Below are 14,899 nucleotides of genomic sequence, written 5' to 3' on the forward strand. Positions count from 1 at the left end.
AGTGAACTGGCGGGTAGTCTCCGTGCCATGACGAAGTCGCTCAGCGCAGAGCAGCCCGGCCTCGAGGTCGTCGAGGGCCGCGCCACCTCGGTCGCCCACCTGTTCGTCGACCGGGTGGCCAAGACTCCGACACGGGAGGCGTTCCGCTATCCGGTGGGTGAGCAGTGGACGTCCGTCACCTGGAGCGAGGTCGACCAGCGGGCCCGGCGGATCGCCGCCGGCCTGGTCGCCCTCGGCGTGCAGCCGGAGGATCGGGTCGCCGTCGCCTCGGCCACCCGGCTCGAATGGGCGCTCGCGGATCTCGGCATCATGCTGTCCGGCGCGGCGACCACGACCATCTACCCGTCGACCACCGCCGACGAGGTGCTCTTCATCGTCTCGGACTCCGGCAGTGTGGTCGTCTTCGCGGAGAACGACGACCAGGTCGCAAAGCTGCGGAGCGGCCGGGACGTCATACCTTCCGTGCAGCAGGTCGTGCAGTTCGACGGAAGTGGGGACGGCGACTGGGTCATCGGGCTCGACGAGCTGGAGGAGCGCGGCGCGGCATACCTCACCGAGCACGAAGGCGTGCTCGAGGAGCGCATCGAGAAGCTCACGCCCCAGTCGCTGGCGACCCTGATCTACACCTCCGGTACCACCGGCCGGCCCAAGGGCGTGCGCCTGCCCCACGACGCGTGGACCTACGAGGCCGCGGCCGTCGACTCGGTCCGGATCCTCGGCGAGGACGACGTGCAGTACCTGTGGCTGCCGCTCGCGCACGTCTTCGGCAAGGTGCTGCTGACCCTCCCGCTCCAGATCGGCTTCCCGACCGCGATCGACGGCCGAGTCGACAAGATCGTCGAGAATCTGCCGATCGTGCAGCCCACCTGGATGGGTGCGGCACCGCGGATCTTCGAGAAGGTCTACGGGCGGATCACCACGATGATGGCCGGCGAGGGCGGTGTGAAGGCGAAGCTCTTCGACTGGGCGAGCGGTAACGCCCGCAGGGTGGCGGCCGCCCGCGCCGCCGGCGAGAAGGTCAGCCCGGTCCTCGCGGCCCAGCACGCCATCGGCGACAAGATCGTCCTCGCCAAGATCCGGGAGCGGTTCGGCGGCCGGGTCCGGTTCTTCATCTCGGGGTCCGCGGCGCTCAACCAGGACGTCGCCCGCTGGTTCGACGCGATGGGGATGCCGATCCTGGAGGGCTACGGGCTCACCGAGACCTCGGCCGCGTCCTGCGTCAACCGCCCGGACGCCAACGTCGTCGGCACCGTCGGCTGGCCGGTGCCGGGCACCGAGGTCAAGATCGCCGACGACGGTGAGGTGCTGATCAAGGGTCCGGGTGTCATGCAGGGCTACCGTGGGCTGGACGACGTGACGTCCGAGACGCTGGTCGACGGGTGGTTCCACACGGGCGACATCGGCGAGGTGTTGCCGACCGGCCACCTGAAGATCACCGACCGCAAGAAGGACCTGTTCAAGACGTCCAATGGCAAATACGTCGCGCCCAGCCTGATCGAAGCGACGTTCAAGGGCATCTGCCCTTATGCGTCGCAGTTCGTCGTCGAAGGCGACGGGCGCAAGTTCGTCTCCGCCCTCGTCACGCTGGACGAGGAGGCCATCGTGGAGTGGGGAGCGGCCAACGGTATGCCGGACTCCGACTACCGCACGATCGTCACCTCCGACGCCGCCCGGGAGATGGTGCAGGGGTATGTCGACGAGCTCAACCTCGGCCTCAACCGCTGGGAGCAGATCAAGAAGTTCATCGTCCTGCCCCGCGACCTGACGGTGGAGGACGGCGAGATCACCCCGTCGCTGAAGCTCAAGCGGACCGTGGTCACCCGCAAGTTCAAGGACGACCTCGACGGCCTCTACGACTGAGTTGTTTGGCTCGACTCCTCGCACGCCAGCCGGGCGCTGACGCTCACAGGCTCGCGACGCGCCCACCTGTCGCGGTCGTCGTCTCGCGGTCGGTTTCCTGAGGGGCGTCGTGTCGCCATACCCTGGTCCGCATGGCAGGTGAGTCACTCTTCCCCGCGCTCGAGCCGTCGCTGGAGCGGGTCAGCAAGCCGATCCAGTATGTCGGCGGCGAACTCAACTCCACCGTCAAGGACTGGCACTGCGGCGGTTTCGCGCCGAACGGCGAGGAGCAGACCGTCCGCTGGACGCTGATGTACCCCGACGCCTACGAGGTCGGGCTGCCCAATCAGGGCGTGATGATCCTCTACGAGGTCCTCAACGAGCGCCCGGACACCATCGCCGAGCGGTCCTATTCGGTGTGGCCGGACATGGAAGCGGCGATGCGCGAGGCCGGTGTCCCGCAGTTCACGGTGGACGCGCACCGCGCCGTCCGTGACTTCGACGTCTTCGGCTTCTCGATGTCGACCGAGCTCGGTTACACCAACATGCTCACCGCGATCGACCTGGCCGGGCTGCCGCTGCACGCGGCGGACCGCACTGACGACGACCCGATCGTGCTGGTCGGCGGGCACGCCGCCTTCAACCCGGAGCCGGTGGCCGACTTCGTCGACGCGGCCGTGCTGGGCGACGGTGAGGAGGCGCTGCTGCAGATCACCGACGTGATCAAGGAGTGGAAGGCCGCCGGGCGCCCGGGTGGTCGCCGTGAGCTGCTGCTGCGGCTCGCCCGCACCGGCGGTGTCTACGTTCCGGCGTTCTACGACGTCGACTACCTGCCGGACGGGCGGATCAAGCGCGTGGCACCCAGCCCCGACGCGCACGGGGTGCCGTGGCGCGTCTCCAAGCACACGGTGATGGACCTGGATGCCTGGCCCTACCCGAAGCAGCCGCTGGTGCCGCTCGCCGAGACCGTGCACGAACGTATGTCGGTCGAGATCTTCCGCGGCTGCACCCGCGGCTGCCGCTTCTGCCAGGCCGGCATGATCACTCGCCCGGTGCGGGAGCGGTCGATCACCGGCATCGGCGAGATGGTCCAACAAGGTTTGGCAGCAACCGGTTTCGAAGAGGTCGGGCTGCTCTCGCTGTCCTCCGCGGACCATTCGGAGATCGCGGACATCACCAAGGGGCTGGCCGACCGCTACGAGGGCAGCCAGACCGGTCTGTCGCTTCCGTCGACCCGGGTGGACGCGTTCAACATCGACCTCGCCAACGAGCTGACCCGCGGTGGTCGGCGCTCGGGGTTGACCTTCGCGCCGGAGGGCGGGTCCGAGCGGATCCGCAAGGTCATCAACAAGATGGTCTCCGAGGACGACCTGATCAACACGGTCGCCGCCGCGTTCTCCGCCGGCTGGCGACAGGTGAAGCTCTACTTCATGTGCGGGCTGCCGACCGAGACCGACGAGGACGTGCTGCAGATCGCCGATATGGCCAAGCGGGTCATCGAGACGGGCCGAAAGGTCAGCGGTCGCAAGGACATTCGCTGCACGGTGTCGATCGGCGGGTTCGTGCCCAAGCCGCACACACCGTTCCAGTGGGCCGCGCAGTTGGGCGCCGAGGAGACCGATGCCCGGCTCGCGAAGCTGAAGGATGCGATCAAATCCGACCGGCGGCTCGGGTCCTCGATCGGCATGCGCTACCACGACGGGAAGCCGGGCATCGTCGAAGGGCTGCTCAGCCGCGGTGATCGCCGGGTCGGTGCTGTGATCGAGGCCGTATGGCGCGACGGCGGCCGCTTCGACGGCTGGAGCGAGCACTTCAGCTTCGAACGCTGGATGCACTGTGCGGCAACGGCTTTGGAAGGCACTCCGGTGTCCGTCGACTGGTTCACCACGCGCGAGCGAGGCGAGCACGAGGTCCTGCCCTGGGACCACCTCGACTCCGGCCTCGACAAGGATTGGCTCTGGGACGACTGGCAGGACGCGATCGACGAGAAGGAACTCGACGACTGCCGCTGGACACCGTGCTACGACTGTGGCGTCTGCCCGCAGATGAACACCGAGATCCAGATCGGCCCGACCGGCAAGAAGCTGCTTCCGCTCAGCGTGGTCTGACTCAGTCACCCACCCGTAACCGGACATGTATGACGTCCCCGAGCCCGACGTCCTCCGCCCGCTGCACGGCCGTCTTCACCGGCATGAGGTAGCCGCCGTTGCGCGGGAACAGCGACGTCGTGAAATCCGTGTCACCGATTCGGCCAGTTGCGGGGATGCACCCCCAGCCATAACTGAGATCAGTTGCCGCGAGCGAAAGTTCGTCCGCCTGCTCGGGCGGCAGCGCGGCGAAGAGGTATGGCGCCGGCCCGCGCCACTCGATGATCTCCGCGTCGAAGTCGAACTCCACGCGTGCCAGCCTAGGACGCCGGCCGCGCCAGCCGTGCCCCGCGCAAGTGCACCGCGATGCTCGGGGCCGCGATGCGCACGATGTCCTCCGGCGACGCATCGGCCATGGTCGGCACCTTCAGCACGTAGCGCGTCATGAGCAGCCCGGCGATGGTCATGAGCACCCCGGTTGCTCGGGCTTCGGCGTCCCGGCCGGCCAGCCGATTCTTGATCCGACCGAGCAACTCCTTGTCCAGGAATTCAACGAAACCGCTCGTACCGTCCTGATTCATCGCCGTCGCGAGCACTCTCTGCACGAGCACGGGACCGACGGCCGGATCGTCCCAGGCACGCAGCACGGTCCGCAGGATGCGGCCGGGCCATTGCTCGACGGGTGCGTCCAGGGCCTCCTCGATGAGGTCCCCGGGGCGCACCGGCAGCTCCATCGCAGCCGCGAAAAGTCCCTGTTTCGAGGCGAAGTGGTAGCTGAGCAGGGCGACGTCGACCCCGGCGTCAGCGGCGATGGCGCGCATCGACGTGCCGGCATACCCCTCACCGAGGAACCGGTGTCGAGCCGACTCGAGGATCTGCCCGCGGGTGTCGGGGCTGCCGGCGCGCCGGCCCCTGGAGTTATTCATCACCGTTGAATCTACCGCGTGGGCGGGCGGACCGTGGAGATCGAGCGCGGTCGTACCGACCGCTCCACAACGAAAGGTCGACGTCATGAATCGCAGCAGAGGCGCCCTCGTCGCCGTCTGTGTCGGGCTCGGCACCGTCGTGTCCGCCGTCTCGTCGCTGATGGTGGCCCTGCCGGACGTGGCCCGCCATACCGGGGCGTCACAGACGCAGTTGTCGTGGATCGTCGACGGCTACGCCCTCACGTTCGCCGCGTTGTTGCTCCCCGGCGGATATCTCGGGGATCGCCTCGGCCGGAGACGGGTGCTGTTCGGCGGGCTCGGGCTGATCATCCTGGCCGCCGCAGGCGGGGCGCTGGTGACCGAGCCGGCCACCCTGATCGGTGTCCGCGTGCTGATGGGCATCGCGGCGGCGCTGATCATGCCTGCGACGCTGTCCACCATCACGGCGACCTTCCCGCCGGCCGAGCGGGTGCGCGGCGTTGCGGTCTGGGCGGGCCTTGCGGGTGGCAGCGCGGTGCTCGGGTTGTTCGCCTCGGGGTTGCTGCTCGAGTGGTTCTCCTGGCAGTCGATCTTCTGGTTCACGGTGGTGCTCGGGCTGATCGCCGGGGCGCTCACCATCCGATCGGTGCCCGAGTCACGGGCCGCCACCCCGGGGCGCTTCGACGTCGGAGGAGCGGTGCTGTCGGTGGCCGGACTCGGTGTCCTGGTGTATTCGATCATCGAGGCGCCGCTCGCGGGCTGGGCCAGCGCTCGGACCGTGGTCGGGCTCGCTGCGGGGGTCGTCGTGCTGCTCGGCTTCGCCGGCTGGGAGCTGCGCACAGCAACCCCGCTGCTCGACGTGCGACTCTTCGGGCGACGCGGCTTCGCCGCCGGGATGCTGACCGTGTCGTCCCTGTTCTTCGCCTTCTTCGGCTTCATCTTCGTCTTCATGCAGTACCTGCAGTTCGTGCGCGGCTGGTCGGCGCTGATCTCGGCCTGCGCCGCCGCCCCGGTCGCGCTGGGTCTGCTTCCCGGCGCGCGGCTCGCGCCGCACCTGGTCGCCCGCGTGGGACTGCGTCCCCTTTGCCTGGCCGGTATGACGCTCGTCGCCGGCGCGATGGCCGGTCTGGCGACGGTGAGCACCGACACCCACTACTGGCTGATCGCGGTGCTGCTCTGGGTCGGCGGCACCGGCATGGGCTGGGCGATGACGCCGGCAACGACCAGCATCACCGACTCCTTGCCGGCCGAAGAGCAGGGTGTCGCATCGGCGATGAACGACGTCGCCCGTGAGGTCGGCGGTGCTCTCGGCATCGCCGTGCTGGGGAGCGTGCTGAGCAACGGCTATCGCTCGGCGCTGGACCTGCGCGGTATGCCGCGGCCGATGGCCGACGCCGCCCGCGACTCCGTCGCCGCCGCCACGGCCTTCCCCGAACCGGCGCGATCGATGGCACGGGACGCGTTCGTCGCCGGCCTCGGCGACACGCTGGCCCTCGCGGCCGCGCTGCTCGTGCTGTGTGCGGTGGCGGTGGCGGTGGTGCTGGGCACGCGTCGGAAGACGGTCGGCACCCGGACTCTCACGCTCGCTCGCCACCACTGAGCTGCCGGTCATCCGCCCGCGACCTGGCTCGTGAGCATGTCGTCGGCGTCGGCGCGACCGGAACATCACCTGGCACGGCTGACTGGCTACCGTGTGCCGGTGGCCACCAGACAACGCGTCCCGGAAGGACCGGCGCCCGACCCGGCCGTGCAGCGTCTTCGCGTGCGGTACGCCAAGCGGGGCCGGTTGCGCTTCTCCTCGACCCGCGACTTCCAGCGCGCGCTCGAGCGTGCGCTGCGACGGGCGTCGGTGCCGGTGGCGTTCTCGGCCGGCTTCCACCCGCATCCCCGCATCAGTTACGCCAACGCGGCGCCGACCGGGACGGCGAGCGAGGCGGAGTACTTCGAGATCCAGCTGACGCAGGAGCGTGAACCGGAGGAACTGCGTGCCGCACTCGACCAGGCACTCCCCGCCGACCTGGTGATCCTGGACGTCGCGCCCGCACTCCCGGAGGCGCTGGCCGATCGGCTGCAGGGCAGCGTCTGGCGCCTGGACTTCGCGGCGGACGACGCGGTCGCGCTCGCGGCCGCGCGCGAGGCGTTGCTGGCACGGGACGAGGCGACGGTCACCCGGATGACGAAACGAGGGGAGCGGGAGTTCGACGTGCGCGGCGCGATCGCCGCGTTGACCGTCGACGGGCCGGCACTGACCCTCGTGCTGCGACACCTCACGCCGCTCGTTCGCCCCGACGATGTGCTCGCCGCCCTCGGTTCGTATGGCGACTTCCGGCCCACCCGTCCACCCCTGATGACCCGCCTCGCCCAGGGACCGCTGGGCGAGGACGGTTCGATCGGCGATCCGTTGCGCTGACCTCCGACCGCGCGGCATTTTCGCCGATGCCGATCGGGCGCCATACCGCCCGTTCGGCATAGGAACGGCCTCCGTCATACCGGTCCGGCGGCGTCCGCTGACTGGTTCGAGGCGGATTGTGTGCGACAATGAACGTGGTCGTCGACAGTGCCACAACCTGCTCGATGCCCCGTCGGCAAACATCTGAGCCCGCGAGATCTCGCGATCAGCCGGATGCTTCGCCCGACGGCGTCCGACCGGACGGTGACGCGACAAGACGCGAACCCCGAGCGTGACGTAACAGATGACTTCGCGTCGCCGCGGCCAGACTTCGGTCGCGAGTGGCGGCCAATCCGCGACATGCGGGTGTGCAGGCCTTGCCTCGTTGTGGGTCACCCGCATGCTGAGAAGAAATGAGGGCCATGGCCCCCCAGGACTCCACACCTTTCCTTGCACCGACCTCGGACTCGGAAGGCGGGGAGCAGACGACTCCCCAGACGACCGCAGCCCCGGCCTCCCCGGCGATGAACTTCGGTCTGCTCTTCCAGGCGCCCGACCCCGAGACGCGGGCGCCGCGCCGCGAGCCGGACCAGGAACCGGCCGCCGAGCCTCGTGAGTCGTCCGCGAACAGCTCCGACGAGAACGACGCCGACACCGACACCGACTCCCAGGGTGGGTCGCGCTCCCGCCGCCGCGGCGGCCGCGGCCGCCGCGCCAAGGACGACGGCGACAGCGGCGACACCCAGAAGTCCGACAAGGGCAAGGGCGCCGAGGACAAGAAGACCGACAACGCCAAGGGCTCCGGCGGCACGTCCGGCGAGGACTCCGAGGACACCTCGGCACCCGACTCGTCCGACGACAGCGACGACTCCGAGGGCCAGTCGGAGGGCAACGCCCGCCGCCGCACCCGGCGCCGCCGTCGCAGCGGTGCCGCCACCGAGGGCGACGACCCGCCCGGCACCGTGACCAAGGTGCGCGAGCCGCGCAAGGACCGCGACGAGGTCACCTCGATCAAGGGCTCGACCCGGCTCGAGGCCAAGAAGCAGCGTCGCCGGGAAGGCCGCGAGGCCGGCCGTCGCCGCACGGTCATCACCGAGGCGGAGTTCCTCGCCCGCCGGGAGAGCGTCGACCGGCAGATGGTGGTCCGCGAAAAGGGCGGCCGCACCCAGATCGGCGTCCTCGAGGACGGCGTCCTGGTCGAGCACTACGTCTCGCGCGAGATCCAGCAGGCCTCGATGGCCGGCAACGTCTACCTCGGCAAGGTGCAGAACGTCCTGCCCAGCATGGAGGCGGCGTTCGTCGACATCGGCCGCGGCCGCAACGCCGTGCTGTATGCCGGAGAGGTCAACTGGGATGCCGCCGGCCTGGAGAACGGGCAGGCGAAGCGCATCGAGAACGCCCTGTCCGGCGGCGACACCGTCCTGGTGCAGGTGACCAAGGACCCGATCGGCCACAAGGGTGCCCGGCTGACCAGCCAGGTGTCGCTGCCCGGCCGGTTCCTCGTCTACGTCCCGGGCAACTCGATGACCGGTATCTCCCGGAAGCTGCCGGACACCGAACGCTCGCGCCTGAAGAAGATCCTCAAGGAGGTCGTGCCGAGCGACGCCGGCGTCATCGTGCGCACGGCGGCCGAGGGTGCCAGCGAGGAGGACCTGCGCGCCGACGTCGAGCGGCTGCAGGCCCAGTGGGAAAAGATCCAGTCCGACGCCAAGTCGGCGAATGCGCCGAGCCTGTTGCACGGCGAACCCGACCTGACCGTCCGAGTCATCCGCGACGTCTTCAACGAGGACTTCAGCAAGCTGGTCGTCTCCGGCGACCAGGCCTGGTCCCAGGTGCACGACTACGTCAACTCCGTGGCACCCGACCTGGCGCAGCGGCTGGAGAAGTGGACCGGCGAGACCGATGTCTTCAGCGTGCACCGCATCGACGAGCAGCTCGCCAAGGCCATGGACCGCAAGGTCTGGCTGCCCAGCGGCGGTTCGCTGATCATCGACCGCACCGAGGCGATGACGGTCATCGACGTCAACACCGGCAAGTTCGTCGGCTCCGGCGGCAACCTGGAGGAGACGGTCACCAAGAACAACCTGGAGGCCGCGGAGGAGATCGTCCGGCAGCTGCGGCTGCGCGACATCGGCGGCATCATCGTCGTCGACTTCATCGACATGGTGCTGGAGTCCAACCGCGACCTCGTCGTGCGCCGGCTGCTGGAGTGCCTGGGGCGTGACCGCACCAAGCACCAGGTCGCCGAGGTGACCTCGCTCGGCCTCGTCCAGATGACCCGCAAGCGGGTCGGGTCGGGGCTGGTCGAGGTCTTCTCCGAACCGTGCGAGCACTGCGGTGGCCGCGGCATCGTCATTCACACCGAGCCGGTGGACCGGCCGTCCGGCGGCAGCACCGGCGGAGGCGGCAACACCAAGTCGCGCAAGGGCAAGGCGAAGAAGGCAGTCGAGGAGCCGGTCAAGCCGTCCGGCGGTCCGACGGCGGCCCAGATCGCGGCGGCGGCTCACGCGGCCGCGCAGGCCGGCGGCAAGAGCCAGCCGGAGTCGACCGGGACGGACGCGTCCGTCTCCGAGACCGACGCAACTGTCGCGCCGACCGAGTCGGCGGTGCAGCCGGCCACCGATGCGGCGCCCGTCGTCACCGGTCGCGCCGGGTCGCAGCGCCCGAGCGCGATCGTGTCGACCGAGGCCGAGACGCCGGACGAGCAGCAGCCCGCCGCGGTGCAACCCGAGCACCCCGCCCGGAAGCTGACCGGCCGGGCCCGCCGACGCGCGACATCCGCGGCCGGAGCCGCCCAGCACGTTGAGACGCCCACCGCGCCGCCGGCGACGATCCCGGCGTTCGAGGCGTCGCCGGACGACGACCGCGTCGCCGGAACGCCTGTCGCAGAGTCCGTCGTCTCGGCCGAGCCGGTGGCGCCGAAGCGCAAGAAGCGGGCCCGGGTGGTCGCGCCGGCCGGACCGCCGAGCGCGGACGCGGACTGACGCCATACCGACTGCCGACCAACGATTTGGAGCAACACCGGCCCGGCCCGTAAACTCGTGCCTCGGTGTGCCCACCGCGCGGGCGTCCCGGTCCTTCCGGGGTAGCTGCCTGCCGGTCCATTGACAAGTGCGCATCCATGACGAAAGAGAGTTCCGACGTGTACGCGATTGTTCGCGCGGGCGGACGCCAGGAGAAGGTCTCCGTGGGCGACGTCCTGATCATTGACAAGGTGGCCGTTGCGCCCGGCGAGAGCATCGAGCTCAAGCCGCTGCTGCTGGTCGACGGCAGCACCGTCACCTCCGACGCCGCCAAGCTGGCGAAGGTCTCCGTGAAGGCGGAGGTCGTCAAGTCGGCCAAGGGCCCGAAGATCACCATCATGAAGTACAAGAACAAGACCGGCTACCGCAAGCGTCAGGGGCACCGTCAGCCGCTGACCCAGGTCAAGGTCACCGAGATCAACGCGTAAACCACCCCACGAAGTTTCTCCCCCGCTTCGCTCCTCCGAATACTTCGTGGGGGCCCCGGAACTTCTCCTAGTCACTCCAAAGAAGTAAGGCTCAGAAACATGGCACACAAGAAGGGTGCGTCCTCGACCCGCAACGGTCGTGACTCCAACGCACAGCGACTCGGCGTGAAGCGCTTCGGCGGCGAGATCGTCGGCGCCGGCGAGATCATCGTCCGCCAGCGCGGCACGCACTTCCACCCGGGCGAGGGCGTCGGACGCGGCAAGGACGACACGCTGTTCGCGCTGCGCGCGGGCGCGGTGCAGTTCGGCGCCAAGCGCGGCCGCAAGACCGTCAACGTCGTGCTGGCCGAAAGCGTCGACGCCTGACACACGGCGCTGGCCGACACTGGTGAAAGGGGCGGGTCCGACTTTTCCGGACCCGCCCCTTCGCCGTCATACACACTGACCGAGGAGAGACGCGTGGCCACCAACTTCGTCGATCGCGTGGTGCTGCATGTTCGCGCGGGCCACGGCGGGCACGGTGTCGCATCCGTGCACCGGGAGAAGTTCAAGCCGCTCGGCGGCCCCGACGGGGGCAACGGCGGCAAGGGCGGCAGCGTCATCCTCGAGGTCGACCCCCAGTCGACCACGCTGCTCGAATACCACCACAGCCCGCAGCGCAGTGCGCCCAACGGTCGTCCAGGTGCCGGCGACGAGCGCAACGGCGCCGACGGCCCCGACCTGGTGCTGCCGGTCCCCGAAGGCACCGTCGTCAAGGACTCCCGTGGCGAGGTGCTGGCCGACCTGGTCGGAATGGGCACCCGGTTCGTGGTGGCGGCCGGTGGCCGGGGCGGCCTCGGCAACAAGGCGCTCGCCTCGCCGCGTCGGAAGGCACCGGGTTTCGCGCTGCTCGGGGAGCCCGGTGAGGAACTGGACATCACGCTGGAGCTGAAGACGCTCGCCGATGTCGCCCTGATCGGCTACCCGTCCGCGGGTAAGTCGAGCCTGGTGTCGGTGATGTCGGCGGCGAAGCCGAAGATCGCGGACTACCCGTTCACCACGCTGGTCCCCAATCTCGGTGTGGTCACTGCCGGTTCGGTGCGTTACACGATCGCGGACGTGCCCGGCCTGATCCCCGGGGCGAGCCAGGGCAAGGGCCTCGGGCTGGAGTTCCTGCGGCACGTCGAGCGGTGCTCGGTGCTCGTGCACGTCGTCGATTGCGCGACTCTCGAACCGGGTCGCGACCCGATGTCGGACCTGGACGTCATCGAGCAGGAGCTCGCCGAGTATGTCGCGGACGAGTCGCTCGGCGGCAAACCGCTCGCCGAGCGCACCCGGATCGTCGTGCTCAACAAGGCCGACGTGCCCGACGCGCGCGAACTCGCCGAGCTGGTCAAGCCGGACCTCGAGGAGCGCGGTCTCGAGGTGCACATCGTCTCGGCGGTGGCGCACACCGGCCTGAAGGAGCTCAGCTACTCGCTCGCCCGGCACGTCGAGCAGGCGAGAGAAGAGATCGAAGCAGCCGTCATCCCGCAACGAATCGTGGTGCGTCCCAAGGCGGTCGACGACTCCGGCTTCAGCATCCGCACGGAGCGGCACGGCGACGACGAGGTGTTCCGCATCGTCGGCGACCGGCCGACCCGGTGGGTGCGGCAGACCGATTTCGCCAACGACGAGGCGGTCGGCTACCTCGCCGACCGGCTCAACCGGCTCGGCGTGGAGGAGGAGCTCTTCAAGGCCGGCGCGGTGCCCGGCTCGACGGTGCTCATCGGCCCGGCCGACAACGCGGTCGTCTTCGACTGGGAGCCGACGCTGGCGACCGGCGCGGAGTTGCTCGGCCCACGCGGCACCGACCTGCGTCTGGACGAGGGCGGTCGAGCGACGCGCGCCGAGAAGCGCGANAACGCGGTCGTCTTCGACTGGGAGCCGACGCTGGCGACCGGCGCGGAGTTGCTCGGCCCACGCGGCACCGACCTGCGTCTGGACGAGGGCGGTCGAGCGACGCGCGCCGAGAAGCGCGAGGCGTTCCACCGTCGCAAGGATGCCCAGCGGGAGGCCCGCGAGGAGCTGGACCGCGAGCGCAAGGCCGGTCTGTGGACCGACCGCGATCCCACGCCCATCGACTCCGATGACTGACGAGCTGCGTGCGGCTGTTGCGTCGGCCGGCACCGTGGTCGTCAAGGTCGGCTCCAGCTCCCTCACCGGCGTCCACGGCGGCCTCGACGCGGAGCGGTTGAGCGCGCTGGTCGACGCCCTCGCGGTGCGCCGGCTGGGCGGCACCGACATCGTGCTCGTCTCCTCCGGTGCCATTGCCGCCGGCATGGTGCCGCTCGGTTTGCGGCGCCGCCCAAGGGATCTGGCCACTCAGCAGGCGGCGGCGAGCGTGGGGCAGGGGGCGCTGCTCGCGTCATACAACGTCGCCTTCGGGCAGCACGGGCTCACCACCGGTCAGGTGCTGCTGACCGCCGACGACGTCACCCGGCGCGGGCACTACGTCAACGCCCGCCGGACCATCGAGCGGCTCCTGGCCCTCGGCGTCGTCCCGGTCATCAACGAGAACGACACCGTGGCGACCCACGAGATCCGCTTCGGGGACAACGACCGGCTCGCAGCGCTGGTCGCCCACCTCATCGACGCCGCGGCGCTCGTGCTGCTCTCCGACGTCGATGCCCTGTATGACGCCCCGCCGTCGCACCCGGGTGCCACGCGCATCGGGGAGATCCGCGATCAGGCGGTGCTGGACACGATCGACGTCGGTGGCACCGGCTCGGTGGTCGGCACCGGCGGCATGGTCACCAAGATCGAGGCGGCGCAGATCGCGACGGCGGCCGGGGTGCCGACCGTGCTGACCGCGGCATCGCTGGCGGCGGCCGCGCTGGCCGGCGAGGACGTCGGCACGATCTTCGCGCCGCAAGGGCACCGGCCGAGTGCGCGGCAGCTCTGGTTGCGCTATGCCACGTCCCCGCAGGGCCGGCTCGCGCTCGACGCGGGTGCCGTGGAAGCGGTCACGCGGCGCGGAAAGTCGTTGCTGCCGGCAGGGATTCGCTCGATCAGCGGTCGCTTCTCGGCCGGTGACGCCGTCGATCTGATCGACGAGTCGGGACATGTGGTCGCCCGCGGCCTGGTCAATTACGACGCCAAGGAGCTGCCCGGGCTGCTGGGACACAACACGCGTGAGCTGGCGCGGACGCTCGGCCCGGCATACGAACGCGAAGTGATCCACCGCGACCACCTCGCGGTCTTCCCGCGGCATGCGGTCAATCCGAGCCGATGACCTCCCAGGCAACGCTGCAGGAGCATGAACAAGGATGTACCAGGTGACCGCCGCAGACGAGCCGACCCGGCCGACCCCGGAGACCGCGGACGACGCCGAACGGCTGGCCGCGGAAGCCGTCGCCGAGAAGCCGCCCACGAAGGAATGGTGGGACGACCCGCGGATGCCGTGGAAGGGCAAGCCGCGCAGGGCCGACATGTGGTGCATCGGACTGATCATCGCGACCGGCGTCTACGGCATGCTCACCATCCCGGTCCGTCCCTGGATCCTGGGCAACTTCGGCGTGCCTGCGCGGGACTACATCCTCGCGTGCTTCAGCGGCTCCAACATCGCGATGGTGGACATCGGTGCGCTGATGCGGGTGGGCGAGCACCACCCGCTGTGGTGGGCGGCGGTCATCGCCGCGTCGCTGACCTCGATCAAGTTCGACTGGCTCTGGTGGTGGGCGGGGCGGCTCTGGGGCCGGGGCGTCATCGACATGGTCGCGGCGCGCTCCAAGTGGGCGGCGCGGACGGCCTACTATGCCGAGAGCATTGCGCGACGCTTCGGCGGGCCGGCCGTCTTCCTGGTGTGGTTCATTCCGCTGCTGCCCAGCTCGATCGTCTACGCGTTCGTGGGTGACGCGCGAATGTCGTTGCGGCGCTTCCTGTTCATCGACTTCCTCGCCGGTCTGGTCTACCGGGGCATCTGGATGTATGCCGGCTACCAGATGGGCGAGCCGGCGAAGGACCTGGTCAACCAGCTGGCGAAGTACAGCCTCTATCTCACCATCGGCGGCCTGATCGTCGTCTTCGTCGGCGTCTACCGGCAGCAACGGCGGTTCGTGTCTCACCAGCGGTGAGTTCCTGCGCATAACTCGCGACGGTCGCGACTTGTGTGCGGGATTGCGGGGCAAAGTCAAACGGTCGAGGCAACATCGGTTCAGGCTGCTGGGGTTTCGAGCAGCTCGGCGAGCCGTTGGGCTGGGGTATGTAG

Annotated in this window: 12 protein-coding genes; 10 read left to right on the plus strand and 2 right to left on the minus strand. The window is 69.6% G+C overall.

Features of this window, described 5'->3' with window-relative positions; all coding sequences use genetic code 11:
* Nucleotides 1-27 precede the first annotated feature (27 nt).
* Complete coding sequence (locus ACN8HC_RS12435; RefSeq protein ID WP_490075155.1) at nucleotides 28-1,860, plus strand: AMP-dependent synthetase/ligase; 1,833 nt, start codon at nucleotides 28-30, stop codon at nucleotides 1,858-1,860.
* A gap of 131 nt (nucleotides 1,861-1,991) precedes the next feature.
* Nucleotides 1,992-3,947: a TIGR03960 family B12-binding radical SAM protein gene (locus tag ACN8HC_RS12440; protein WP_490075156.1), complete on the plus strand. Its 1,956-nt coding sequence runs from the start codon at nucleotides 1,992-1,994 to the stop codon at nucleotides 3,945-3,947.
* Nucleotide 3,948: 1 nt separating this feature from the next.
* Here ACN8HC_RS12440 and ACN8HC_RS12445 read toward each other — a convergent pair whose 3' ends face one another.
* The gene (locus tag ACN8HC_RS12445; protein ID WP_490075157.1) at nucleotides 3,949-4,236 is read right to left on the minus strand and encodes a DUF1905 domain-containing protein; all 288 of its coding nucleotides are present in this window, start codon (nucleotides 4,234-4,236) and stop codon (nucleotides 3,949-3,951) included.
* Nucleotides 4,237-4,246: 10 nt separating this feature from the next.
* The gene (locus tag ACN8HC_RS12450) at nucleotides 4,247-4,852 is read right to left on the minus strand and encodes a TetR/AcrR family transcriptional regulator (protein ID WP_490075158.1); all 606 of its coding nucleotides are present in this window, start codon (nucleotides 4,850-4,852) and stop codon (nucleotides 4,247-4,249) included.
* Between the two features lie 85 nt (nucleotides 4,853-4,937).
* Between ACN8HC_RS12450 and ACN8HC_RS12455 the strand changes: the two genes are divergently transcribed.
* The 8 genes from ACN8HC_RS12455 (at nucleotide 4,938) to ACN8HC_RS12490 (ending at nucleotide 14,765) form a co-directional block, all read left to right on the plus strand.
* A complete protein-coding gene (locus tag ACN8HC_RS12455; protein ID WP_490075159.1) occupies nucleotides 4,938-6,431 on the plus strand; it encodes an MFS transporter in 1,494 nt (497 codons plus the stop codon).
* 99 nt (nucleotides 6,432-6,530) lie between these two features.
* Nucleotides 6,531-7,241, plus strand: coding sequence for a TIGR03936 family radical SAM-associated protein (locus tag ACN8HC_RS12460; protein ID WP_490075160.1), 711 nt, complete (start codon nucleotides 6,531-6,533; stop codon nucleotides 7,239-7,241).
* Between the two features lie 401 nt (nucleotides 7,242-7,642).
* Complete coding sequence (locus tag ACN8HC_RS12465; RefSeq protein WP_490075167.1) at nucleotides 7,643-10,204, plus strand: Rne/Rng family ribonuclease; 2,562 nt, start codon at nucleotides 7,643-7,645, stop codon at nucleotides 10,202-10,204.
* A gap of 158 nt (nucleotides 10,205-10,362) precedes the next feature.
* Nucleotides 10,363-10,671, plus strand: coding sequence for a 50S ribosomal protein L21 (gene rplU, locus ACN8HC_RS12470; RefSeq protein ID WP_490075168.1), 309 nt, complete (start codon nucleotides 10,363-10,365; stop codon nucleotides 10,669-10,671).
* 99 nt (nucleotides 10,672-10,770) lie between these two features.
* Nucleotides 10,771-11,037, plus strand: coding sequence for a 50S ribosomal protein L27 (gene rpmA, locus ACN8HC_RS12475; RefSeq protein WP_490075161.1), 267 nt, complete (start codon nucleotides 10,771-10,773; stop codon nucleotides 11,035-11,037).
* A 93-nt stretch (nucleotides 11,038-11,130) separates the two neighbouring features.
* The gene (gene obgE, locus ACN8HC_RS12480) at nucleotides 11,131-12,786 is read left to right on the plus strand and encodes a GTPase ObgE (protein WP_490075162.1); all 1,656 of its coding nucleotides are present in this window, start codon (nucleotides 11,131-11,133) and stop codon (nucleotides 12,784-12,786) included.
* The gene (gene proB, locus ACN8HC_RS12485) at nucleotides 12,779-13,924 is read left to right on the plus strand and encodes a glutamate 5-kinase (RefSeq protein ID WP_490075163.1); all 1,146 of its coding nucleotides are present in this window, start codon (nucleotides 12,779-12,781) and stop codon (nucleotides 13,922-13,924) included. The genes obgE and proB overlap by 8 nt, the downstream gene beginning before the upstream one ends.
* A gap of 43 nt (nucleotides 13,925-13,967) precedes the next feature.
* Nucleotides 13,968-14,765 carry a DedA family protein gene (locus ACN8HC_RS12490; RefSeq protein WP_490075164.1) on the plus strand — a complete coding sequence of 266 codons (798 nt, stop codon included), beginning with the start codon at nucleotides 13,968-13,970 and terminating at the stop codon, nucleotides 14,763-14,765.
* Nucleotides 14,766-14,899: the final 134 nt, after the last annotated feature.

Source organism: Flexivirga sp. YIM B11880, assembly GCF_058148645.1.